Source organism: Pseudomonas sp. NFACC24-1, from assembly GCF_900115235.1.
In the GTDB taxonomy this organism is placed as follows: domain Bacteria; phylum Pseudomonadota; class Gammaproteobacteria; order Pseudomonadales; family Pseudomonadaceae; genus Aquipseudomonas; species Aquipseudomonas fluorescens_AA.
In genome coordinates this window covers 63,230-84,984 of record NZ_FOVS01000021.1, presented here as the reverse complement: position 1 = coordinate 84,984, position 21,755 = coordinate 63,230, and the positions used below count along the sequence as shown (strand labels likewise).

General features: G+C 61.6%; 24 protein-coding genes. 12 read left to right on the top strand and 12 right to left on the bottom strand.

Going from position 1 to position 21,755, the window contains the following annotated elements:
• Window positions 1-116 precede the first annotated feature (116 nt).
• Window positions 117-323: a hypothetical protein gene (locus BM317_RS19540; protein WP_092172111.1), complete on the top strand. Its 207-nt coding sequence runs from the start codon at window positions 117-119 to the stop codon at window positions 321-323.
• A 113-nt stretch (window positions 324-436) separates the two neighbouring features.
• Here BM317_RS19540 and BM317_RS19535 read toward each other — a convergent pair whose 3' ends face one another.
• On the bottom strand, window positions 437-1,021 hold the full coding sequence (locus BM317_RS19535) for a YajG family lipoprotein (RefSeq protein ID WP_003205489.1): 585 nt from the start codon (window positions 1,019-1,021) through the stop codon (window positions 437-439).
• A gap of 205 nt (window positions 1,022-1,226) precedes the next feature.
• On the opposite strand from BM317_RS19535, the gene BM317_RS19530 reads away from it, so the two are divergent.
• Together BM317_RS19530 and mqo are read left to right on the top strand one after the other, a co-directional pair.
• On the top strand, window positions 1,227-1,460 hold the full coding sequence (locus BM317_RS19530) for a hypothetical protein (protein WP_014340171.1): 234 nt from the start codon (window positions 1,227-1,229) through the stop codon (window positions 1,458-1,460).
• 737 nt (window positions 1,461-2,197) lie between these two features.
• Window positions 2,198-3,703: a malate dehydrogenase (quinone) gene (gene mqo, locus BM317_RS19525; protein ID WP_092172114.1), complete on the top strand. Its 1,506-nt coding sequence runs from the start codon at window positions 2,198-2,200 to the stop codon at window positions 3,701-3,703.
• Between the two features lie 63 nt (window positions 3,704-3,766).
• Here mqo and BM317_RS19520 read toward each other — a convergent pair whose 3' ends face one another.
• The 3 genes from BM317_RS19520 to BM317_RS19510 form a co-directional block, all read right to left on the bottom strand.
• Complete coding sequence (locus BM317_RS19520) at window positions 3,767-4,228, bottom strand: hypothetical protein (protein ID WP_092475761.1); 462 nt, start codon at window positions 4,226-4,228, stop codon at window positions 3,767-3,769.
• 189 nt (window positions 4,229-4,417) lie between these two features.
• Window positions 4,418-4,705 carry a PA4642 family protein gene (locus BM317_RS19515; RefSeq protein ID WP_060740669.1) on the bottom strand — a complete coding sequence of 96 codons (288 nt, stop codon included), beginning with the start codon at window positions 4,703-4,705 and terminating at the stop codon, window positions 4,418-4,420.
• A 61-nt stretch (window positions 4,706-4,766) separates the two neighbouring features.
• Entirely contained in the window at window positions 4,767-5,252 is a 486-nt protein-coding gene (locus tag BM317_RS19510) for a hypothetical protein (protein WP_092172121.1), read from the bottom strand.
• A gap of 284 nt (window positions 5,253-5,536) precedes the next feature.
• Here BM317_RS19510 and dauA point away from each other — a divergent pair, with 284 nt between their 5' ends.
• Complete coding sequence (gene dauA, locus BM317_RS19505; RefSeq protein WP_092172124.1) at window positions 5,537-7,279, top strand: C4-dicarboxylic acid transporter DauA; 1,743 nt, start codon at window positions 5,537-5,539, stop codon at window positions 7,277-7,279.
• A gap of 196 nt (window positions 7,280-7,475) precedes the next feature.
• Here dauA and BM317_RS19500 read toward each other — a convergent pair whose 3' ends face one another.
• A complete protein-coding gene (locus BM317_RS19500) occupies window positions 7,476-7,949 on the bottom strand; it encodes a WbuC family cupin fold metalloprotein (RefSeq protein WP_092172127.1) in 474 nt (157 codons plus the stop codon).
• A gap of 3 nt (window positions 7,950-7,952) precedes the next feature.
• On the bottom strand, window positions 7,953-8,510 hold the full coding sequence (locus BM317_RS19495; protein ID WP_053125250.1) for a hypoxanthine-guanine phosphoribosyltransferase: 558 nt from the start codon (window positions 8,508-8,510) through the stop codon (window positions 7,953-7,955).
• A 163-nt stretch (window positions 8,511-8,673) separates the two neighbouring features.
• Between BM317_RS19495 and upp the strand changes: the two genes are divergently transcribed.
• Window positions 8,674-9,312: a uracil phosphoribosyltransferase gene (gene upp, locus BM317_RS19490; RefSeq protein ID WP_003185330.1), complete on the top strand. Its 639-nt coding sequence runs from the start codon at window positions 8,674-8,676 to the stop codon at window positions 9,310-9,312.
• Between the two features lie 2 nt (window positions 9,313-9,314).
• Window positions 9,315-10,589 carry a uracil-xanthine permease family protein gene (locus BM317_RS19485; RefSeq protein WP_092475758.1) on the top strand — a complete coding sequence of 425 codons (1,275 nt, stop codon included), beginning with the start codon at window positions 9,315-9,317 and terminating at the stop codon, window positions 10,587-10,589.
• A 143-nt stretch (window positions 10,590-10,732) separates the two neighbouring features.
• Here the strand turns inward: BM317_RS19485 and hemH are convergent, their stop codons facing one another.
• Window positions 10,733-11,758, bottom strand: a complete 1,026-nt coding sequence (hemH, locus tag BM317_RS19480) for a ferrochelatase (protein WP_092172133.1) — start codon at window positions 11,756-11,758, stop codon at window positions 10,733-10,735.
• 13 nt (window positions 11,759-11,771) lie between these two features.
• Window positions 11,772-12,671, bottom strand: coding sequence for a TIGR01777 family oxidoreductase (locus tag BM317_RS19475; RefSeq protein ID WP_092172136.1), 900 nt, complete (start codon window positions 12,669-12,671; stop codon window positions 11,772-11,774).
• 196 nt (window positions 12,672-12,867) lie between these two features.
• Here BM317_RS19475 and BM317_RS19470 point away from each other — a divergent pair, with 196 nt between their 5' ends.
• The 6 genes from BM317_RS19470 to BM317_RS19445 all read left to right on the top strand — a co-directional run bounded on the left by BM317_RS19470 (window position 12,868) and on the right by BM317_RS19445 (window position 18,632).
• Window positions 12,868-13,854 carry an NAD(P)/FAD-dependent oxidoreductase gene (locus BM317_RS19470; RefSeq protein WP_060740661.1) on the top strand — a complete coding sequence of 329 codons (987 nt, stop codon included), beginning with the start codon at window positions 12,868-12,870 and terminating at the stop codon, window positions 13,852-13,854.
• A gap of 177 nt (window positions 13,855-14,031) precedes the next feature.
• Window positions 14,032-14,994 (top strand): YbgA family protein, encoded by a 963-nt coding sequence (locus BM317_RS19465; protein WP_092172139.1) that lies wholly within the window; start codon window positions 14,032-14,034, stop codon window positions 14,992-14,994.
• A complete protein-coding gene (locus tag BM317_RS19460; protein WP_092475754.1) occupies window positions 14,994-15,941 on the top strand; it encodes a MerR family transcriptional regulator in 948 nt (315 codons plus the stop codon). Before BM317_RS19465 ends, BM317_RS19460 begins: the two co-directional genes overlap by 1 nt.
• A 12-nt stretch (window positions 15,942-15,953) precedes the next feature.
• Window positions 15,954-17,405: a deoxyribodipyrimidine photo-lyase gene (gene phrB, locus BM317_RS19455; RefSeq protein WP_092475796.1), complete on the top strand. Its 1,452-nt coding sequence runs from the start codon at window positions 15,954-15,956 to the stop codon at window positions 17,403-17,405.
• A 120-nt stretch (window positions 17,406-17,525) separates the two neighbouring features.
• Window positions 17,526-18,299: an SDR family NAD(P)-dependent oxidoreductase gene (locus BM317_RS19450; RefSeq protein WP_092172145.1), complete on the top strand. Its 774-nt coding sequence runs from the start codon at window positions 17,526-17,528 to the stop codon at window positions 18,297-18,299.
• 27 nt (window positions 18,300-18,326) lie between these two features.
• A complete protein-coding gene (locus BM317_RS19445; RefSeq protein ID WP_092172148.1) occupies window positions 18,327-18,632 on the top strand; it encodes a YkgJ family cysteine cluster protein in 306 nt (101 codons plus the stop codon).
• A gap of 118 nt (window positions 18,633-18,750) precedes the next feature.
• On the opposite strand, the gene BM317_RS19440 is transcribed toward BM317_RS19445, so the two are convergent.
• The 4 genes from BM317_RS19440 to prmC all read right to left on the bottom strand — a co-directional run bounded on the left by BM317_RS19440 (window position 18,751) and on the right by prmC (window position 21,745).
• Window positions 18,751-19,269, bottom strand: coding sequence for an acyloxyacyl hydrolase (locus BM317_RS19440; protein ID WP_060740656.1), 519 nt, complete (start codon window positions 19,267-19,269; stop codon window positions 18,751-18,753).
• A gap of 112 nt (window positions 19,270-19,381) precedes the next feature.
• Entirely contained in the window at window positions 19,382-20,173 is a 792-nt protein-coding gene (murI, locus tag BM317_RS19435) for a glutamate racemase (protein ID WP_092172151.1), read from the bottom strand.
• A complete protein-coding gene (locus BM317_RS19430; protein WP_092172287.1) occupies window positions 20,166-20,921 on the bottom strand; it encodes a molybdopterin-synthase adenylyltransferase MoeB in 756 nt (251 codons plus the stop codon). The genes murI and BM317_RS19430 overlap by 8 nt, the downstream gene beginning before the upstream one ends.
• A complete protein-coding gene (prmC, locus tag BM317_RS19425; protein ID WP_092172154.1) occupies window positions 20,915-21,745 on the bottom strand; it encodes a peptide chain release factor N(5)-glutamine methyltransferase in 831 nt (276 codons plus the stop codon). The genes BM317_RS19430 and prmC overlap by 7 nt, the downstream gene beginning before the upstream one ends.
• Window positions 21,746-21,755 lie beyond the last annotated feature (10 nt).

Sequence of the window (21,755 nt, the reverse complement as noted above, 5' to 3'; positions counted from 1 at the left end):
AGCAGCCCCGAGCTTTCTGCAGGAGAAAGGCCTCAATCCATCGTAATTCTTTACGTCACGGTTTCGTCATCTGAATAGGCCACTCTGTCGCCCTTCAAACCCGCACGGAACCCGTCATGCTGCACGCCGAAAACCAGGATCGCCTCTATCTCATCAGCCCAAGCGAGGAACAACAGAACCTCGTCGACAGCCTGTCCTTCAATGTGCAGGACCGTCATTGGCTGGTATACTGCGCCCTCGGCGGCCATCAACATGCCGACCTGCCTGAGACAGACCTGCTGACCGGGATCAGCGTGCTGGAATTCTATTCCCAGGCCGCCTGAAAAAATTGTGGGAGCGAGCTTGTTCGCGATGGCGGTGGATCAGCCAACATCGAAATGGCTGACACTCAGCTATCGCGAGCAAGCTCGCTCCCACGGGGTTGCAGACTTGGTGCTTACTCAGCCAACACCTGGCCAATGGTCGGGTCCTTGAACAGCCGGGTCAGGGCATCGCTCAACACGTCGCTGACCAGCTTGGTGTTGGTGTCCTGGTTGGGCGCCATGCCGAAGCGCTGGTCCAGGGACGCCCCGTAACGACCGCTGTAGCGGCGGTTGGCGTTCTGCACGTCGGAGCGGAAGGTCGCGCCGATGGTAGCTTCGGTCACGTACATGCCTTCCTTGGGCGACTGATACTTGAGCTCAGCCAGGGTCACGGTCAGTTGCGGTGCATTCAAGGCATTGGCGGTCGGCGTGAAGCCCAGCAAACGCACCGCGGCTTCAGCCTGGGCCTGCAGCTTGGGCAGGATCTGCGCCCCCTGCACCGTGATCACGCTGGTTTCCGGGTACAGCCCGCCACGGGTGCCGAGCGTCGGCGACGGACGACCGTCCACGACCCGCACCACCACCGGCTGGCCACGCCCCACAGGCGCCAGTTGGGCATTGAGCTTGGGCTCCGGGTTAAGTTGTTGCGGGCTGTGGGCGCAGCCGACGAGGGTCAGACTGGTCACAGCGATCAAACCGAACAACAGGCGTTGCAACATGCTCTTCTCTCCAGAATCGGGCACAAACAGGCCGGCAGTATAGCGGTGCGCCATCGCCGTGAACTAGCGTCACACGATGAATACTGAAATGTCTGACACGGGCCGTGATTGCCGGTTCCTGTCACCCCATTGTCACGGTCCGTACACCGGCATGTCATGGCTCGCTGTCAGGCTTGCTCCAAGCTCCCTGACCCGGTATCCGCCCATGCGCTTCCTCATTTCCCTGTTCACCCCGCGTCCCCATCACCGTAGCTTCGCCCTGCTCGATCGCAACGGCCGTTGCCAGGCCTTCAAGCAGTGCAGCCTGCAACCCATGGGCGAGGGCTGGGTGGAAATCGACGAAATCCGCCTCAACTGGTTGCACCAGCCATTGCCCGCCAGCGCCCGCGTGCAACCGCTTCGTGCCCGCGCACGCAACCGGCAACTGTTGACCATCTGACCGGACGGCTAATAAAAGTCATTAAACACGACCATTTCCCTGCGTTTCTTCGATACAATCTCCCCCCGATTATAAGGACGTCTCCTGATCGGGCCTCGCAACACCGCTGATACCCTGGTATTGGCACCCCGCACCGCCCACAGAGAGCCGCCCACACAGATCGAGTGAAGCTGGCGCGCTTGCTGTTCTCCAGGCAAATCACCACTTTTCGCGAATCTGCAGAGCTGTCATTACGCTCGGTCACTGAGCTGTCTGCCTGTTTTGCCTGTCATGTACTGCATGGGGGCAACCAAACCGGGCACGGTGCCAGGCTGGGACAGCCCTTTTTTGAGGTTCACGTCTTCAAAAGAGCGTGAAAAAACGGGTTTTCACAACTTCACGAGAGTGTGGCGAGCAAATGAAGAGTTTTGCGTCTGAACAAGCACCATTAGCGTCTGAAACAGCCCAACGACACAGGACCGGATATCGCTCAAGAACCGGCGCCTGAAGCCTGTCCGCTACGGATTTGGTTGCACGAACGGATGTCTCGGCCATAAGTCGAATTGCCTGCCCGGCGCTTAAATGAGTTCATGTGACTCTTGAGGCCAGGCTGCATGCATCCGCAGTAGGTGCGAAAAATTGCGAAGATTCGGACATGGCGATCCTGGCCATGGATAACTGGGGCGCAACTGACCCGCCCCGCCACTCCTGGCCGCTATGCCGACAATTTGGTGCTGCAGATTTTGGAGACGCGTTAAATGGCGCATAACGAAGCAGTCGATGTAGTTCTGGTAGGGGCCGGCATCATGAGTGCCACCCTGGCCGTGCTGCTCAAGGAGCTCGACCCCGCGGTCTCGCTGGAAGTCGTCGAGCTGATGGACTCCGGTGCCGCGGAGAGTTCCAACCCGTGGAACAACGCCGGTACCGGCCACGCCGGGCTGTGTGAGCTCAACTACACACCCCAGGCGGCCGACGGCACGGTCGACATCAAGAAAGCCGTGCACATCAACACCCAGTTCGAAGTGTCGAAGCAGTTCTGGACGTACCTGACCCGCAAAGGCACGTTCGGCTCCTCCAAGTCCTTCATCGCCCCGGTGCCACACCTGAGTTTCGTACAGGGTGAGAAAGGCGTGGCGTTCCTGAAGAAGCGCTTCGAGCTGATGCGTCAGCATCACGCCTTCGCCGACATGGAATACACCGAAGACAAAGGCCAGATGGCCGAGTGGATGCCGTTGATGATGCCTGGCCGGCCGGACGATGAAGTCATCGCCGCCACCCGCGTCATGAACGGGACCGACGTCAACTTCGGCGCCCTGACCAATCAGTTGCTCAAGCACCTGACCAGCGCCCCGGACACCCAGGTCAAATACTGCAAGCGCGTCACCGGCCTCAAGCGCAACGGCAGCGGCTGGACCGTGAGCATCAAGGACGTCAATTCCGGCAGCACCCGCGAAGTCGACGCCAAGTTCGTGTTCCTCGGTGCCGGCGGCGCGGCCTTGCCGCTGCTGCAAGCCTCGGGCATCGAGGAAAGCAAGGGCTTCGGTGGCTTCCCGGTCAGCGGCCAGTGGCTGCGTTGCGATAACCCGGAAGTGGTCAAGCACCATCAGGCCAAGGTCTACAGCCAGGCCGCCGTGGGTTCGCCGCCGATGTCGGTGCCGCACCTGGACACCCGCGTGGTCGACGGCAAGAAATCCCTGCTGTTCGGGCCATACGCCGGTTTCACCACCAAGTTCCTCAAGCACGGTTCGCTCATGGACCTGCCGCTGTCGGTACGCGCCGGCAACATCGGCCCGATGCTGGCCGTGGCCCGGGACAACATGGACCTGACCAAGTACCTGATCAGCGAAGTGATGCAGTCCATGGAGCAGCGCCTGGAATCCCTGCGTCGCTTCTACCCCGAGGCGAAAGCCGAAGACTGGCGCCTGGAAGTGGCCGGCCAGCGGGTGCAGATCATCAAGAAAGATCCGAAGAAAGGTGGCGTCCTGCAGTTCGGCACCGAACTGGTGGCAGCCAAGGACGGCACCCTCGCCGCCCTGCTCGGCGCATCGCCGGGGGCTTCGGTGACCGTATCGATCATGCTGGAACTGATCGAACGCTGCTTCCCGGACAAGGCCAAGGGCGAGTGGGCTGGCAAGCTCGCAGAGATATTCCCGGCCCGGGAAAAAGTGCTGGAAACCGACGCGGCGCTGTATCGCAAGATCAACGCGCAGAACAACATTGCGTTGGAGTTGGTTGAAGACAGCAAGGCTCAAAGTTACGCCTGACACCTTGCCACTCATATAAAAAAGCCTCCCGTGCAGACGGGAGGCTTTTTTATTTCCTCGGTGTTAGTTCATGCTGAATTTAACCCGTGTTCCACCGTGACTGACATAGTCGTCATCATCTTCAACATAAAACAGTTCAGCGACACAGGAACCCGCCGGCTCAGCCTTGACCCAGCGATGATAAGGCATTGCCTCTTTATCATTGCCCGGGGCCCTTGGGACATGTCCAAAGCTGAAATGACAGGTTCGGCTGCCTTGCGTGTAGCTGAAGGCCTCTCGCTCGGCGCGTGACTGGGGCAGGTAGTAGGTTAATTCCTGGCTCTCGCCCGGGTTTATCGAAAAGCTGTGGCCTGCATTGGCCGGATTCTGCGTCCAGGTAAAATCGCTGCCGGGAACGATGACGGCGGCGGTTGCGTTATAGACTTCGACATTGACAATTTCATCCCGCGCACAGGAAGCTGAACTTGCCAGACACGCCGCCAGGGACAACAACACCCCGGCGACAAACTTCTTTTGATCTTCCATGATGAATACAACTCCATTTAAACGATGACGTCAAAGCCACTTGGCTTCGGCGCAAAAGTAATGGAAATTCAAATAAAACAAAACAGCCCGAATGGTGACATAACCTTTCGGAGCAACTTGCAGAAGAAGAAATTAGTTGCGGTCAGCCCGAACGCTTCAACGCTCCGAAGAGCGTTGACAGGGTTCAATTCAGCGGCGCGCCTTGTTGATCAATTCGATGTATTCCTCGGCATTGCGCTGGTCCTGGATCAGCGCAACGAAATCGTTGCCGTGCTCATCCTTGCCGTCGAGGTCATGGCCGGCCTCGACGAAGAACGTCAAGAAACGCTCGAAATCATCGACCCGCAGGCCACGGTAGGCCTTGATCAGTTTGTGCAACGACGGCGAAGTGGCATCGACCGGTTCGAAATTGAGGAACAGCTTGATCTGCTCGTCGCCAATCTCGTCGCCAATCACTTGTTTCTTGTCTTTACGCATTGCCGGCTCCAACTCGCACAATTCACGGGGCGGGCAGTTTACCCCCGGCAGGCCTCGGGGCTCAACGCGGGCGTTCGGTGCCGGTGTGCAGATCGGCCCAGATATGGCCGTTGGCGTAGGTGAGGAACTGCACGTAGACCGTGTTGTTGCGCAACAGATCGATGACCACCCGGTACTGGGCCTGTGGATAAGACAGTGTCAGGGTCTTGCTCGCCTCGTCGAAGGCCGGTTTCTTCAAGCTTTTGCTTTCGCCGTCGAAGTTGAGGATCACCTGGCTGATCGTCGCCCCCTTGTTCAAGGACTTGCCCTTGAGACGGACCAGCAAGGGCGAAGTGACCGGGATCGGCTGCTGGTTGGACTGGCGCTGGTTACCCAGCACCACCGAGTACTCGGTCACCTGCAGCAACTGCTGCTGCTCGGGCTGTTCCTGGCGCACCACCAGGTCATCCGGCGGCAGGAACTGGCTGTGCATCGGCGCGGCCACGGCCGTCAAAGGCAGGCTGGCGATCAACAGTGAAGTGGCGCAGCGGCGGATCGATACACGCATGACAAGCTCCGGGGTCTTGGCCGAGCACTCTAGCATGAGCCTGGATGGTAAAAATAACGATCCAGATCAATACATCCGCGCAACGAGCACGGCATACTCAAAGAGCCATCAGCCCCGGCCTACCGGCGCATGATCGTTCCCACGTTCCTGCGTGGGAATGCATCCAGTGACGCTCCGCGTCACATGGGACGCGGAGCGTCCCGGGCGGCATTCCCACGCGGAGCGTGGGAACGATCTGTACAACGATCTGTACAAGGCCAGTGTCCCCCTTGCGAGGAGTATTCATGTCTTTCTCCGCCCCACCGTTGTTCGCCGCCTGGCGCCAGGCCTGGCGTGCCGGTTACACCCTGGAACGCCTGCGCGGCGATCTGGTGGCCGGGCTGACCGTCGGCATCATTGCCATCCCCCTGGCCATGGCCCTGGCGATTGCCGTCGGCGTGCCGCCGCAGCACGGCCTGTACACGGTGTTGGTGGCGGCGCCGCTGATAGCCCTCACCGGCGGCTCGCGCTTCAACGTGAGCGGGCCGACAGCGGCGTTCGTGGTGATCCTGCTGCCCATCACCCAACAATACGGCCTGGGCGGCCTGCTGCTGTGCACCATGCTCGCCGGCCTGATCTTGATCGCCTTAGGCCTGATACGCGCCGGCCGCTTGATCCAGTACATTCCCTATCCGGTCATCCTCGGCTTCACCGCGGGCATCGGCGTGGTCATCGCCACGTTGCAACTGAAGGATCTGCTGGGACTGACCACTGCCGGCCAAGCCAAACACTACATCGAACAACTGGGCGAATTGATCGTGGCGCTGCCCGGCGCCCGTCTGGCTGATGGGGTCATCGGGGCCGCGTGCCTGGCGGTGCTGATCGTCTGGCCACGCTGGGTGCCACGGGTGCCCGGGCATCTGGTGGCGCTGCTGGTGGGCACGTTGCTGGGACTGGCGATGGAGCGCGGCGGATGGCCGATCGCGACGCTGGGCGAACGTTTCAGCTACGTCGTCGATGGCATCGCTCACCCGGGCATCCCGCCCTTTCTACCCAGCTTCGACTGGCCCTGGAACCTGCCGGACAGCCAGGGACATCCGTTGATCCTGTCCTATGACCTGATCCGCCAATTGCTGGCGCCCGCCTTTGCCATTGCCATGCTCGGTGCCATCGAATCGCTGTTGTGCGCCGTGGTGGCGGACGGTATGACCGGCAGCAAGCACGATCCCAATGCCGAGCTGATGGGCCAGGGCCTGGGCAACCTGGTGGCGCCGCTGTTCGGTGGCATCACCGCCACCGCCGCCATTGCCCGCAGCGCCACCAATGTGCGCAGTGGCGCCTTTTCACCGCTGGCCGCGATCATCCATAGTCTCGTGGTGCTGGTGGCGATTGTGCTACTGGCGCCGCTGTTCAGTTACTTGCCCATGGCCGCACTGGCCGCGCTGCTGGTGATGGTCGCCTGGAACATGAGCGAAGCCGGGCATGTGCTGCACACCCTGCGCATCGCCCCGCGCAGCGACGTGCTGGTGCTGCTGACCTGCCTGGGCCTGACGGTGCTGTTCGACATGGTCCTGGCTGTCGCCGTCGGCCTGCTGCTGGCCGCCGGGCTGTTCATCAAGCGCATGAGCGAACTGACCGACAGCGCCGAGTTGCCGCGCCATTTTCACCAGGCCCTGCTGGACATGCCCGAGCACGTTCGCTGCTACGCCATTCGCGGACCGTTGTTCTTTGGCGCGGCGGAAAAAGCCCTGGATGTGCTGCGCCGGTTCGACCCGGGCGTTCGGGTGGTAGTCGTGGAAATGAGTGCCGTGCCCATGCTGGACATGACCGCGCTGGCTGCGTTTGAAAATATCCTGAAGGATTACCGCAAGCACGGCATCGGACTGATCCTGGTGGCGACCGCGCCCAGGGTGCGCCTGAAACTGCGCCGCGCCGGGATTCATCGCGAACAGCGGCAATTGGCGTATGTGCAGACCCTGGAGCAGGCGCGGGTCAAGAGTGAGCAGTGGTTGGCCGGCGGCAACACCGCTCATCCAAGACTTGCTTGATTCATAGTGAGATCGCTGGTGCACAGCAGATTCATGTGGCGAGGGGATTTATCCACGCTGGGTTGCGAAGCGACCCCAAACCGATCGACTCGCTCAACCCGGCATACCGAGTCGCCTGATTTCAGGGCTGCCTCGCAACCCAGCGGGGATAAATCCCCTCGCCACAAAAGCTCCGTGCCTGTGCCTGATTCGGTGCTCAGTCGAACTGAGCGCGCATCCAGGCCTGGTACTCGGCCACGCCCGGCTCGCCTTCGCGGGGCGCCCAGTGGGCCAGCTCGCCCTCGCCCACGGGCCGGTAAGGGCCGGCCTTGCACTCGAACATCAGGCTGTCGGCTTCCAGCACCACCAACCCGTGATACACGCCAGAGGGCAGGTCGACGCCGAGGCAATCGCCACCAGCCTGCAGGATGCGCTTGTCCACCACCGCCCCGGCCTCGTCGAAAATCAACACCCCCAGCCGTCCCTTGAGCACCAGCAAGGTTTCCGCCTTATCGGCGCTCAGGTGGCGGTGCGGCGGGATGTAGGTGCAAGGCTGCAAGCCAACCGCCATGCGGTGGCACGGTTCATCCATCTCATGGAAGTTATGGTGCTGGCGTCCGCGAGGACTGGCCGCGGCTTTCTCGGCCAGTTCATCGAACAACGCTTGTTCCAGGAAACTTGGCCGTGTCATCGGTTACATCCCCTTGACGGCGAAAATGCCATTGGCGTTGCGCCAGTAACCTTTGTAGTCCATGCCGTAGCCGAAGATGTAGCGGTCGATACACGGCAGGCCGACGAAATCGGCTTTCAAGTCCGGCCGCGCCTTGCGGTCGTGGTCCTTGTCAATCAGCACGGCGGTGTGCACGGCACGGGCGCCGGCGTGTTTGCAGAAGTCGATGATCGCGCCCAGGGTGTGACCTTCGTCAAGGATGTCGTCGATGATCAGCACGTCGCGGTCGATGAACGAGACTTCCGGCTTGGCTTTCCAGAACAGGTCGCCACCGCTGGTTTCGTTGCGATAACGCGTCGCGTGCAGGTAGGACGCTTCCAGGGGGAAGTTCAGATAGGTCAGCAGCTTGCCGGAGAAAATCAGCCCGCCGTTCATGACGCAGAACACCACCGGATTGGCATCGGCCAGTTGCTCGTTGATTTGCGCACCGACACGGGCGATGGCCGCTTCGACTTCGGCTTCGGTGTACAGGCAGTCAGCCTCTCGCATGATTTGACGGATATGCTCGAGATCAGCGGACATGGCGCTCTCCAGGGGGGCAGGGTTCGGAAAAGCCGGCAAAGGTACGCATCCCGCCCGGCCAGATCAAGCGTTTGTGGACTAACGTTCTGTATTGTCTATAGGACAACACCCTCGGATAGATTAATCTAGACCGGTTTTTTTGCCCGCCGCCGGAGCCTTCCCCATGCCCATCCTCGAGATCCGCCATCCGCTGATCAGACACAAACTCGGCCTGATGCGCCGTGCCGATATCAGCACGAAGAACTTCCGTGAACTGGCCCAGGAAGTCGGAGCCCTGCTCACCTATGAAGCCACCAAGGACCTGCCGCTGGAGTCCTACGAAATCGACGGCTGGGCCGGTACGGTCCAGGTCGAGAAAATCGCCGGCAAGAAGATCACCGTGGTGCCGATCCTGCGCGCCGGCATCGGCATGCTCGAAGGCGTACTGAGCCTGATCCCGGGGGCCAAGGTCAGCGCCGTGGGCGTGGCTCGCAACGAGCAGACCCTGCAAGCCCACACCTACCTGGAAAAACTGGTGCCGGAAATCGACGAGCGCCTGGCGATGATCATCGACCCGATGCTCGCCACCGGCAGTTCCATGGTCGCCACCATCGACCTGTTGAAAAAGGCCGGTTGCCGGGACATCCGCGCCATGGTGCTGGTCGCCGCTCCCGAAGGCATCAAGGCCGTGCAGGACGCCCACCCGGACGTAACCATCTACACCGCGTCCATCGACCAGAAACTCAACGAGCATGGCTACATCATCCCGGGCCTGGGCGATGCCGGCGACAAGATCTTCGGCACCAAGCAGAAGGACGCTTGAGCATGCGGGATGAGTTCAACGATCCGCTCTGGCGCCAGATCCTGTCCGGCGCGCAGATGCTGTTCGTCGCCTTCGGCGCGCTGGTATTGATGCCGCTGATCACCGGGCTGGACCCTAACGTGGCGCTGTTCACCGCCGGCCTGGGAACGATCCTGTTCCAAGTCGTCACCGGGCGCCAGGTACCAGTGTTCCTGGCCTCGAGCTTTGCCTTCATCACCCCGATCATCCTCGCCAAGGGCCAGTTCGGCCTGGCCGCGACCATGGGTGGGGTGATGGCGGCGGGTTTCGTCTACACCTTCCTGGGCCTGGCGGTGAAGATCAAGGGCACCGGGTTCATCGACCGGCTGCTGCCGCCAGTGGTCATCGGTCCGGTGATCATTTCCATCGGCCTGGCCATGGCGCCGATTGCCGCCAACATGGCAATGGGCAAGGCCGGTGACGGCACCGAGCTGATTCATTATCAGACCGCGATGATGATCTCGATGCCGGCCCTGCTCACCACCCTGATCGTGGCGGTGTTCGGCAAGGGCATTTTCCGCCTGGTGCCGATCATTTCCGGTGTGCTGGTGGGCTTTGCCATGGCGTTTTTCTTCGGGGTCGTGGACACCGCGAAAATCGCCGCCGCCCCCTGGTTCGCCCTGCCAGCCTTCACCGCGCCGGAGTTCAATTGGCAAGCGATCCTGTTCATCGTGCCGGTCGCCCTGGCGCCGGCCATCGAGCACATCGGCGGCGTGATTGCCGTGGGCAGCGTGACCGGTCGCGACTACCTGAAGAAACCCGGCCTGCACCGCACCCTGCTCGGTGACGGCATTGCCACCACCGCCGCCGGCCTGTTCGGTGGCCCGCCCAACACCACCTACGCCGAAGTGACCGGCGCGGTGATGCTGACCAAGAACTACAACCCGAAGATCATGACCTGGGCGGCGATCTTTGCCATCAGCCTGGCGTTCATCGGCAAGTTCGGCGCGCTGCTGCAAAGCATCCCGGTGCCGGTGATGGGCGGGATCCTGTGCCTGTTGTTCGGTTCGATTGCGGCGGTAGGCATGAATACGCTGATCCGCCACAAGATCGACCTGGGCGAGGCGCGCAACCTGGTGATCGTTTCGGTGACGCTGGTGTTCGGGATCGGCGGCGTGCTGGTGGGCACCGGCACCGGCCCGGACGACTTCGGCCTCAAAGGCATCGCGTTGTGCGCGGTGGTGGCGATCGCGCTGAACCTGCTGCTGCCGGGCAATGACGGCTGGAAGCAGAAGAAGGCGGATGAGCCGCTGATCTGACTCAAGCTTGAAGGCTTTGTTGTCAGCCTGATAGCCATCGCGAGCAAGCTCGCTCCCACAGTGGATCTTGAGTGGTCACAACATTTGTGTACACCGCAGATTCCATGTGGGAGCGAGCTTGCTCGCGATGAGGCCCTTGAACCTCACAACGCTATCGGAGCCCGTTCGCAGAGAGTACTCAACGCCTGTGCCCATTGCGGCTCATCATTGAGGCAAGGCACCAGCACCAACTCCTCCCCCCCTGCCGCGCGGAACTGTTCACGGCCGCGATCGCCGATTTCCTCCAGGGTTTCAATGCAGTCGGCCACGAACGCCGGGCACATCACCAGCACTTTCTTCACGCCGCTTTTGGCCAGTTCCTCCAGGCGCGCCTCGGTGTAGGGTTCGATCCACTTGGCACGCCCCAAGCGCGACTGGAACGACACCGACCATTTGCCATCCGCCAGCCCCATGCGTTGGGCAAACAGTTCGGCAGTGCGGATGCATTGCGCGCGGTAACAGGTCGCCATGACCTCCGGCGGCGCGTTCTTGCAGCAGTCGGCATCCTTGAAGCAATGGAATCCCGTCGGGTCGAGCTTGGTCAGGTGCCGCTCCGGCAAGCCGTGGAAACTCAACAACAGATGATCGTGTTCCTGCATCAGGTACGGCTTGGCGCTGGTCACCAGGGCGTCGAGGTATTCGGGCTGATCGTAGAACGGCTGGAGGATCGAAAACTGCACATTGAGTTTCTTTTCCCGCACGACCCGCTTGGCCTCCTCGATCACCGTGGTCACGGTGCTGTCGGCGAACTGCGGATACAACGGCGCCAACGTGATCTTCTTGTGACCCTGACTCGCCAGCCGCACCAGTGCCGACTCAATGGACGGCTCGCCATAACGCATCGCCAGCTCCACCGGGCCCTGGGTCCACTGCGCGATCATGGCCTGTTGCAGCCGGCGACTGAGCACCACCAACGGCGACCCCTCTTCCCACCAGATCGAGGCGTAGGCGTGGGCCGACTGTTCGGGCCGCTTAATCAGGATCAGCGACACCAGCAAACGCCGCACCGGCCATGGCAGGTCGATGACATACGGGTCCATCAGGAATTGATTGAGGTAGCGGCGCACATCGGCCACCGAGGTGGAGGCAGGCGAACCCAGATTCACCAGAAGCAACGCGTGATCGGTCATGCAACGTCCTATTTCAAAGGCGGCTGGACAAGTCTTCCAGGGCCGCAGGCAAATCAGTGAACCGGAATGTGAAACCCGCCGCCTGCAATCGGGCCGGCGTGGCGCGCTGGCCGCCGAGCAACAGCAAGGACAATTCCCCCAGCGTGACCTTCAGCGCAAGCTCCGGCATCGGCACCACGGCCGGCCGATGCAATACGCGCCCCAGGGCCTTGGCAAAATCGCGATTGCGCACCGGGTTCGGCGCGCACGCATTATAAGGACCGCTGGCATCGGTGCGGTGCAGAAGAAAATCAATCAGGGCGATTTGATCGTCAATATGAACCCACGGCATCCACTGCCGACCATTGCCGATACGCCCGCCCAGCGCCAGTTTGAACGGCAACAGCAGCCGCGACAAAAAGCCGCCCTCGGCGGACAGGACCAGACCGGTACGCACCAGCACCACGCGCAGGCCCAAGGCCTCGGCCCGTTGCGCGGTTTCTTCCCAGGCGATGCACAACTGGCTGGCGAAATCTTCGCTCACCGGTCCCGACTCCTCGGTCAATTCACGCTCGCCACCATCGCCGTACCAGCCCACCGCAGAACCGGAAATCAGCACCCGCGGTTTCTGCTCGCAACGCTCCAGCCACGCCAGCAAGACTTCCGTCAACGTGATACGACTGCTCCACAACAACATCTTGCGTTTATGACTCCAGGGACGGTCGGCGATGGGGGCGCCGGCGAGGTTGACCACCGCGTCCACCGGCTCGTGGATTTCATCGAGCTTGGCCACGCCCCGCACCGGTGTCCCGCAGATTTTCGCCACCTCTTCGGGTCGGCGACTCCATACTGTCAGGCGATGCCCCTGCTGCAACCAGAGGCGGCAGAGCTGACGTCCGATCAAACCAGTACCGCCGGTCAGCAATATGTGCATGAGATGTTCCTCGAATCGCGTTTTACCCGGCCCATTAGTCTATTTTTATAGGCAGGGATTTTTCGTATCGGACAGGGTCTGTGTTTAACAATAGGACAACCTGTCCAAACGCGAACGGTAAAACTTATACCAAAAACCCGAATTGTACAGGTTTAAACGACGGCGTAGTCTGTACAGAAAGGTAAACGAGGCCCTCATGACTGTACCTATCGCGATCATCGGCACCGGCATCGCCGGACTTTCAGCCGCCCAGGCCCTGACGGAGGCCGGGCATATCGTTCAACTCTTCGATAAAAGCCACGGCAGTGGCGGACGCATGTCAAGCAAACGCAGCGACGCTGGCGCACTGGACATGGGCGCGCAGTACTTCACTGCCCGCGATCGCCGCTTTGTCACAGAGGTCCAGCGCTGGCAAGCCAACGGCTGGGCCGCGGAATGGAACCCGCAGCTCTACAACTTCCAGAATGGGCAACTGAGCCCATCGCCGGACGAACAGACTCGCTGGGTCGGCACCCCGCGCATGAGCGCCATCACCCGCGCCTTGCTCGACAAACTGCAGGTGCAGTTTTCCTGCCGGATCACCGAGGTGTACCGCGGCCAGGAGCATTGGCATCTGCAGGACGCGGAAGGTTTCACCCACGGCCCCTTCGGCCACGTGGTGATCGCCACGCCCGCGCCCCAGGCCACCGCATTGCTGGCGGCCGTACCGAAGCTGGCCGCCGTGGCCGCCGGCGTGAAGATGGACCCGACCTGGGCTGTGGCCCTGGCCTTCGAAGCCCCGCTGGATACGCCCATGGAGGGCTGCTTCGTACAAGACAGCCCTCTGGACTGGCTGGCGCGCAACCGCAGCAAACCGGGACGCGACAGCAAGCTCGACACCTGGGTCCTGCACGCCACCAGCGACTGGAGCCGGCAGCATATCGACCTGTCCAAGGAAGCGGTGATCGAACACCTGCACGGTGCGTTCGCCGAACTGCTCCACAGCGCGATGCCCGCACCGAGCTTCAGCGTGGCCCATCGTTGGCTCTATGCCCGACCCGCCGGCAGCCATGAGTGGGGCGCCCTGGCCGATGCCGACCTGGGGCTGTACGTGTGTGGTGACTGGTGCCTGTCCGGCCGGGTCGAAGGCGCATGGCTCAGCGGCCAGGAGGCTGCACGCCGCCTGCACGCAAGCCTGCAATAGATCGAGTCACCCATCGCTCTTCGCTGCTGTCGAAAGAGACAGCAGCCTGCCCGCGGCACCCACTGACGTCGCCCAGCCCCTCGATGAATCCGGTTGACTTGTGTGCATTCGGACCTATGATGAAAATATTGTACATAAATGTAAACTTGTACAAGATTAACCCATCAGAGGTCGCCCATGCCCAGCGCAGCCATCGCCAAACCCAGAATCGCCATCAGCGCCTGCCTGATGGGTGCCGAAGTTCGCTTCAACGGCGGGCACAAGCAATCGTCGTTGTGCAGCCGCACCCTCATCGATTACTTCGATTTCGTGCCGGTGTGCCCCGAAGTCGCCATCGGCCTGGGCATTCCCCGGGAGCCGATTCGCCTGGTGGGCAATCCTGAGCACCCCGAGGCGCTCGGTACGGTGAATCGCGACCTCAACGCAACCCGGCCATTGGCCGACTATGGGCAGCAGATGGCCGGGGAACTGGATGACCTCTGCGGCTACATCTTCATGCAGAAATCGCCGTCCTGCGGACTGGAGCGGGTCAAGGTCTATGACCACAACGGTGTCCCCCAGGAAGGCGGCGGACGCGGTATCTATGCCCAGGCCTTTTGCGAACGCCATCCCGATCTGCCGGTGGAGGAAGACGGTCGCCTCAACGACCCGGTACTGCGAGAAAACTTCCTGACCCGGGTGTTTGCCTATGCCGCCTGGCAACCCTTGCGCCGCCAGGGCCTGACCCGGCGCGACCTGATCGAATTCCACTCGCGCTACAAATACCTGCTCATGGCTCACAACCCCGAGCAGTACAAGGCCCTGGGCAAACTGCTGGGCGACATGGGCAAGGCCGATCCCAATGAACTGGGTCCACGCTATTTCAGTGCATTGATGGCCGCCTTGAAGAAATGCGCCACCCGCCGCACCCACACCAATGTGCTGCAACACCTGAGCGGTTACCTCAAGGGCGCCATCGACGCCGACGACAAGCAGGAGGTACAGCATCTCATCGGGCAGTACCGCCTCGGCATCGTGCCCTTGGTGGTGCCGCTGACGCTGCTCAAGCATCACCTGCGCCAGCACCCCGATCCTTATCTGGCACAGCAGGTCTACCTGCAGCCGCACCCGGAAAACCTCAGTTTGCGAAACGCCATTTAATGAATAACAACCCCGATTCCAGTGCCCGCGAAGACCTGGGGGCCGACTTTGCCAAGGCCTTGGCGCAAGGCTGGCTGCCCATACGCGAAGTCGCCCGGCAGACCGGTATCAACGCCGTCACGTTGCGGGCCTGGGAGCGCCGTTACGGACTGATCGTGCCCCATCGCACGCCCAAGGGTCATCGCCTGTTCAATGCCGAGCATGTGCAACGGATCCGGAGCATCCTCACTTGGATCGATCGTGGCGTCGCGGTGAGCAAGATCAAGCCGTTGCTGGATACACCGCCGCTGCCGACAGCCCCCACGCCGCCACCGGAGAACGATTGGCAGCGTCAGCGCAACGCCTTGGCACTGGCGGTGACGCAACTGGCCGAGCGTCAGATCGATGACCTGGTCAACCAGGCGATGGCGCTGTATCCGCCCTGGGCCGTTTGCGAGCAATTGCTCTTGCCGTTGCTGGCCGAGCTGCACTTGCGCTGGCAAGGCCAGTTCGGCGCGCAGTTGGAACGGGTCTTCCTGTACTCGTGGCTGCGCAGCAAGTTTGGCAGCCGGATCTACCACAACAACCGTCAGTTGCGCGGTGCGCCACTGTTGCTGGTCAATCATTCGGACTTGCCCCAGGAGCCGCACCTGTGGCTCACAGCCTGGCTGGCCAGCAGCGCCGATTGCCCGGTGGAGGTGCTCGACAGCCCGCTACCGGCGGGTGAGCTGGCCCTGGCGGTCGAACGTCTCAAGGCTCGCGGCGTCCTGTTGTATTCCAGTCACGCCATCAACCTGTCCCAACTGCCCAGGCTGCTGGGTGGCATCGATTGCCCGATCATCATTGCCGGCCCGGCCGCGTCGATCCACCAGACCCGGTTATCCACAGGCGTTTCGATGATTGACCTGTCCTGGGCCGAAGACCCGCTATCGGCTCACCGCGAACTGAGCCGCAGAGAACTCCTTTAGATGGAAAACAACCTGCAACTGATCTGGCTGCGCAGCGACTTGCGCCTGCACGACAACACCGCCCTCGCGGCGGCCGCAGCCCAAGGGCCCTGCGTGGCGGTGTACCTGACCAGCCCCGGACAATGGCGTACCCATGACGACGCAGCGTGCAAGATCGATTTCTGGCTGCGCAACCTCGGCGCATTGAGCGTGGCCCTGGATGAATTGAACATCCCGCTCTTGATTCGTGAGGCAACGCATTGGCACCAGGCGCCACACGTGCTGCTCAAGCTATGTCGCGAACTGGACGTTGGCGCCGTGCATGTCAACGAAGAGTACGGCCTGAATGAAACGCAGCGCGACACCGAAGTCGCCCGAGTGTTGAATGATCAGGGCATCGAGTTTCACCAGCACCTCGATCAACTGCTGTTCAGGCCTGGCAGTGTACTGACCAAGACCGGCAATTATTTCCAGGTGTTCAGTCAGTTCCGCAAGGTCTGCTACAACCGTCTGCATTTTTCGCTGCCGAGCCTGGTCGCCACACCGCGCCAGCAGGCCCGCACCGGCATTGCCCGCGATCCGGTGCCGACGCATGTCGATGGATTCGCCCCGCCCAGCGAAACACTGCGTGCCCTCTGGCCCGCCGGTGAAACCGAAGCCCGACGGCGCCTGGACAGTTTTGTCGACCAGCACCTCGACGACTACCAGCACGAGCGGGACTTCCCGGCCCGGCCCGGCACCAGCCAGCTCTCGGCCTATCTGGTAGCCGGGGTGGTGTCGCCACGTCAGTGCCTGCATGCGGCTTTGCAAGCCAACCGGGGTGAGTTCGAGAGTGGAAGTGCCGGCGCCGTGACCTGGATTAATGAATTGCTCTGGCGCGAGTTCTACAAGCACATTCTCGTGGGCTACCCACGTGTGTCGCGCCACCGCGCGTTCCGCCCGGAAACCGAGGCGCTCGCGTGGCGCAAGGCCCCCGGCGAACTGGAGGCCTGGAAACAGGCGCGCACCGGCCTGCCGATTATCGATGCGGCCATGCGCCAATTGCTGGAAACCGGCTGGATGCACAACCGCTTGCGGATGGTGGTCGCCATGTTCCTGACCAAGAACCTGCTGATCGATTGGCGTGAAGGCGAACGTTTTTTCATGCAGCACCTGATCGACGGCGACCTCGCCGCCAATAATGGCGGCTGGCAGTGGAGCGCCTCCACCGGCACCGACTCGGCGCCTTGGTTCCGCATCTTCAACCCTTTGAGCCAGTCGGAAAAATTTGACCGCGAGGGCCTGTTCATCAAGTACTGGTTACCTGAACTGAACGACCTGAACAGACAACAGGTCCATAACCCAAATACCCAGGGCGGCTTGTTTGGCGCAGTGGACTATCCGGCACCGATCGTCGATTTGCGCGAATCCAGGGCCCGTGCACTGGCAGCGTTCAGAAACCTGCCGACGCGACAGGACGCAGCCGTTGAAGGGGTGGGCGATTAGCGGACATGAAATTGCCGGGCCGCGGGATGCAATCTTTACCCGATAACTTATAGTCGTACTCATCGTACGAACTCTACTGAACGTCGTGTATCAGCGTTATGCAATCGAAAGGAGTACGGAATGGATTCAAGACTGCCCCGGCGCTATTGGCTCACCGGGGCCGGCAATGGAATCGGCGCTTCGTTGGCCGAAGCGATACTTGAGACAGGTGCATACCTGGCCGTCAGTTCACACTCGCCCCGCTCGTGCGAAAACCTTTTGGTACGTTATCCAGGACAAGTGCTGAGCGTGCCCGGCAATTTGACCGACAGCCAGGCCGTGCGCGAGATCGGTGAACAGATCACCCAACAATGGGGCGCCCTGGATCAGGTGATCCTCAATGCTGGAACGACTGAGTACGTTGACGAACAGCATACTGACCACACATTGATCGAGCATATCGTGCGCAGTAACCTGCTGGCCGCCAGTTTCTGCATCGAAGTGGCCATGCCCTTGTTGCGCGCCGGGACCCAACCTCATCTGGTGGGTATTGCCAGCCCGGTGACTTATCTGCCGCCCTCGAGAATCGAAGCGGGTGGAAGCGCGATGCGCCATCTGTTCGAATCGACTCGGGCAGAGCTGGCGTCTACGGGCGTTGATGTGACCTGGGTGCATCCTGGCTACGACGATCCATCGCGGGGGCCCGACGATTGTTTCCCATTCCCGGCCCACTGGTCGCCAGAAGAAGCGGCGCGGCATGTGCTGAAGCACTTGGTCGAACGCCCCCGGGAAGTCGCGCTTCCCATGGCGTCCCTGACCGCACTGTGGCCCTTGCCTTCATCCACCGAAACCCTATCGGCCGACATCGACTCACGCCAGGCAAAAAACGGCAATCCGATCAAGGGACGACCCTGAGCCGCCGATTGCCTTACACTGCGCGCCATGAAAACCATCCCCCTCCATGAAATCCCGGCACCGGCCGTCACCTGCTCGACATGCGCGGCGTGCTGCTGCCAGTTGGAAGTGATGCTGATCACCGACACCGGGGTCCCGGAGCGTTATATCGACACGGACGACTGGGGCGGGGAAGTGATGCTGCGGCTCGACGACGGTTGGTGCGCAGCCCTGGATCGCGACAGCATGATGTGCACCATCTACGAAAAGCGCCCGCTGATCTGCCGCGAGTTCGAGATGGGCGCGCCGGAATGCCTGGAAGAGCGTCAGGGCATTGCGACGGCGTATCGGTAGGAAAATAGATCCGATTTTTTGTGGGAGCGGGCTTGCTCGCGAAAGCGTCGGATCAGCCAGCACTGAAGTGATTGACACTACGCCTTCGCGAGCAAGCCCGCTCCCACAGTATTTAATGTTACAGCGGCATCGTGTAGTGCAGCGCGTAGCTTTCCACACCGTCGTTGGTCGATTTGATACCAGCGTTGGAGTAGTGAGTGGCGCGAATGCCCACTTCATGTCCGCCATTGAAGCGCAGGCCGAACCCGATGCGATCCTCGAACTGGAAGGCCGTTCCCAACTTGTTGCTTTCCACTTCGGTATTGGCGAACAGCGCAACGCCGACACCCGCCTCGATGTATGGCTTCACGTTCTGGCCGGAAAATTCATACACAAACACGGGCGAGAACGACAGGCTATGGTTGCTGGACGTCTCGTCACCTTCCCAATAGGTATAGGCGCCGCTCCAGTAGCCAGTCAGGCGACCGACGTCACTTTGCAACCAACTCTTGTCCCAGTCGAACTGCATGCCCAGGCGATAGGTCATGGTCGAATCGCTGGTCTGGCCCACCCCAAATTCCACACCCGCTGCTTGCGCAGTATAAGTGTGCCCCAACAACGCAGCCGCAAACGCGGCAAAGCAGAATAAGCGCTTCATTAGAAACATCCTTTTCCGAACAGACTTAGTTAATTTTGTTACAAAGACAAAACTATAGAAATCTGCGCTAAAACAGAAGTTCACCCCGTTTTACACATTTTTCACGTTTTTTTTACAGACCAAAGCTTCGCACAATGCCGGACGAATGCCATAGAAGCGGTAGGATTTTTCTGAAATGTATCGGGTCTGCACTTGTCCAGAATTGCGTTTCATGGGGCTCGCCCTCCGCCAGCCACCCACGTTCGGCCAACAGGCGCTGAAGTTGCCGGGCCACAGCGGCGCCGGTGTCGATCAGGCTGATGTCCCTTGGGATCATGTCCTTGAGCAAAGGCTTGAGAAATGGATAGTGGGTGCAGCCCAGGATCAGCGTATCGCAGCCGGCTGCCAGCAACGGCTCGACGTAGTGTTGCAGCAGTTGATGCAGGGCCTGGCTGTGCAGGTCCCCCGCTTCGATCAACTCGACCAGGCCCGGGCACGGCTGGGTGATGACCCGCACATCGGTGGCGAAACGGTCGAGCAAGGCGGCGAATTTGGCGCTTTGCAAGGTGCCGGTGGTCGCCAGCACCCCGACGATACCGCTGCGGGTTGCGGCGGCCGCCGGTTTGACTGCCGGTTCCATGCCGACAATCGGCCAGCGGGGAAAATCGCGCCGCAGATCGGCGACCGCGGCCACCGTTGCGGTGTTGCAGGCGACCACTAACGCCTTGGCGCCCTGACTGAAGAGAAAGTCGGCAATGATCGTGCTGCGCTGTCGGATGTATTCCGGGCTCTTCTCGCCGTAGGGGATGTGCCCACAGTCAGCCACGTACAGCAGCGACTCATTGGGCAGCAACTGACGGATCTCACCCAGCACCGACAGCCCGCCGACGCCCGAGTCCAGTACGCCCACCGGTGCGTCATTCATGCGGGCCACCACAGACACTGCAGCCCGGGTCGCGCTTGACCCGCAATTCGCGGAAACGCGTGCCCAAGGCGTCGATCAGCAGCAGCCGTCCCACCAGCGGCTCGCCGAAACCGACCAGCAACTTCAAGGCTTCAAGGGCTTGCAAACTGCCTACCAGGCCCACCAGTGGCCCGAGCACCCCCGCCTCGCTGCAGGTCAGCTCGGCTTCGCTGCCATGACCGTAAAGGCAGTGGTAGCAAGGGCTTTCAGGGCGACGCGGATCGAACACCGACAACTGCCCTTCCAGGCGAATCGCCGCACCGCTGACCAGCGGCTTACCCGCCGCGACACAGGCCGCGTTCACCGCCTCGCGGGTCGAGAAGTTGTCCGAGCAGTCGAGCACCACATCCACCGCCGCGACCGCCGCGGCCAGGCTGTCTTCGTCCATGGCGACCCGATGAGGCACCAACCGAACCTCGGGGTTGATCGCCCCCAGGCGCCGCATCGCCGAATCGACCTTGCTCAGGCCGACGCTGTCGGTGTCGTGAATGACTTGGCGTTGCAGGTTGGTCAGGTCGACGCTGTCGAAATCCGCCAGGTGCATCTCGCCCACGCCAGCGGCGGCCAGGTACAACGCCACCGGAGCGCCGAGCCCGCCGAGGCCGATGATCAACACGCGGCTTTGCTTGAGACGCAATTGGCCGTCGATGTCGACGTGCTGCAACAGAATCTGCCGGCTGTAGCGCAACAGCTCCTGATCGTTCAGCACGGCAGGCACCCCAGGCTGATGCGCTCATGCCCTCCCAAGTCCTTGCGACTGTGGACCTCGACAAATCCTTGGGCGCTCAGCAAATCGCGCACCGCCTCGGCCTGGTCGTAACCATGCTCGAGCATCAGCCAGCCACCCGGTTCGAGGTGCGCCGACGCCTGGGCCACGATCTGGCGCAGATCATCGAGCCCGTCCGGCCCGGCCACCAGGGCACTGGCCGGCTCGAAACGCACGTCGCCCTCGGCCAGATGCGGATCGCTGGCCGCGATGTACGGTGGGTTGCTGATGATCAACTGGAAACGCTCGCCTTCCAAGGCGCTGAACCAGTGGCTGCTCAACACCGTGACATTGCGCAGGTCCAGCCGCTGGCGATTGCGCTCGGCCAGGGCCACGGCCTCCAGCACCCGGTCGACCGCCGTGACGTTCCAGGCCGGACGCTCACTGGCCAATGCCAGGGCAATCGCGCCGCTGCCGGTGCCCAGGTCCAGGACCCGGGCCGGTGTCGCGGGCAGCAAGGCCAGTGCGGTTTCCACCAGCAGCTCGGTGTCGGGACGCGGGATCAGCGTATGGGGCGCGACTTCCAGGTCGAGTTTCCAGAAACCCTGCTGCCCAAGGATGTAGGCCACCGGTTCGCCGGAGCGACGGCGACGCAGGTATTCGGAGAACAGCAACGCCGCCTCGCTGGGCACGATCCGCTCGGGCCAGGTGTGCAGGAAGCTGCGGGGCTTGCCCAGGGCAGCGGCCAGCAACAACTCGACATCCAGCCGTGGCGTGGGCGAATCCGGCAGCTCGGCGGCGCGTAACAGACTGGCGATGATGGTCATTTATTCACCT

What these genes read in the sequence shown, in the direction of transcription:
- BM317_RS19540 (WP_092172111.1), top strand. Translation starts at nt 117, where the DNA reads ATGCTGCACGCCGAAAACCAGGATCGCCTCTATCTCATCAGCCCAAGC.
- BM317_RS19535 (WP_003205489.1), bottom strand. Translation starts at nt 1,021, where the DNA reads ATGTTGCAACGCCTGTTGTTCGGTTTGATCGCTGTGACCAGTCTGACC.
- BM317_RS19530 (WP_014340171.1), top strand. Translation starts at nt 1,227, where the DNA reads ATGCGCTTCCTCATTTCCCTGTTCACCCCGCGTCCCCATCACCGTAGC.
- mqo (WP_092172114.1), top strand. Translation starts at nt 2,198, where the DNA reads ATGGCGCATAACGAAGCAGTCGATGTAGTTCTGGTAGGGGCCGGCATC.
- BM317_RS19520 (WP_092475761.1), bottom strand. Translation starts at nt 4,228, where the DNA reads ATGGAAGATCAAAAGAAGTTTGTCGCCGGGGTGTTGTTGTCCCTGGCG.
- BM317_RS19515 (WP_060740669.1), bottom strand. Translation starts at nt 4,705, where the DNA reads ATGCGTAAAGACAAGAAACAAGTGATTGGCGACGAGATTGGCGACGAG.
- BM317_RS19510 (WP_092172121.1), bottom strand. Translation starts at nt 5,252, where the DNA reads ATGCGTGTATCGATCCGCCGCTGCGCCACTTCACTGTTGATCGCCAGC.
- dauA (WP_092172124.1), top strand. Translation starts at nt 5,537, where the DNA reads ATGTCTTTCTCCGCCCCACCGTTGTTCGCCGCCTGGCGCCAGGCCTGG.
- BM317_RS19500 (WP_092172127.1), bottom strand. Translation starts at nt 7,949, where the DNA reads ATGACACGGCCAAGTTTCCTGGAACAAGCGTTGTTCGATGAACTGGCC.
- BM317_RS19495 (WP_053125250.1), bottom strand. Translation starts at nt 8,510, where the DNA reads ATGTCCGCTGATCTCGAGCATATCCGTCAAATCATGCGAGAGGCTGAC.
- upp (WP_003185330.1), top strand. Translation starts at nt 8,674, where the DNA reads ATGCCCATCCTCGAGATCCGCCATCCGCTGATCAGACACAAACTCGGC.
- BM317_RS19485 (WP_092475758.1), top strand. Translation starts at nt 9,315, where the DNA reads ATGCGGGATGAGTTCAACGATCCGCTCTGGCGCCAGATCCTGTCCGGC.
- hemH (WP_092172133.1), bottom strand. Translation starts at nt 11,758, where the DNA reads ATGACCGATCACGCGTTGCTTCTGGTGAATCTGGGTTCGCCTGCCTCC.
- BM317_RS19475 (WP_092172136.1), bottom strand. Translation starts at nt 12,671, where the DNA reads ATGCACATATTGCTGACCGGCGGTACTGGTTTGATCGGACGTCAGCTC.
- BM317_RS19470 (WP_060740661.1), top strand. Translation starts at nt 12,868, where the DNA reads ATGACTGTACCTATCGCGATCATCGGCACCGGCATCGCCGGACTTTCA.
- BM317_RS19465 (WP_092172139.1), top strand. Translation starts at nt 14,032, where the DNA reads ATGCCCAGCGCAGCCATCGCCAAACCCAGAATCGCCATCAGCGCCTGC.
- BM317_RS19460 (WP_092475754.1), top strand. Translation starts at nt 14,994, where the DNA reads ATGAATAACAACCCCGATTCCAGTGCCCGCGAAGACCTGGGGGCCGAC.
- BM317_RS19450 (WP_092172145.1), top strand. Translation starts at nt 17,526, where the DNA reads ATGGATTCAAGACTGCCCCGGCGCTATTGGCTCACCGGGGCCGGCAAT.
- BM317_RS19445 (WP_092172148.1), top strand. Translation starts at nt 18,327, where the DNA reads ATGAAAACCATCCCCCTCCATGAAATCCCGGCACCGGCCGTCACCTGC.
- BM317_RS19440 (WP_060740656.1), bottom strand. Translation starts at nt 19,269, where the DNA reads ATGAAGCGCTTATTCTGCTTTGCCGCGTTTGCGGCTGCGTTGTTGGGG.
- murI (WP_092172151.1), bottom strand. Translation starts at nt 20,173, where the DNA reads ATGAATGACGCACCGGTGGGCGTACTGGACTCGGGCGTCGGCGGGCTG.
- prmC (WP_092172154.1), bottom strand. Translation starts at nt 21,745, where the DNA reads ATGACCATCATCGCCAGTCTGTTACGCGCCGCCGAGCTGCCGGATTCG.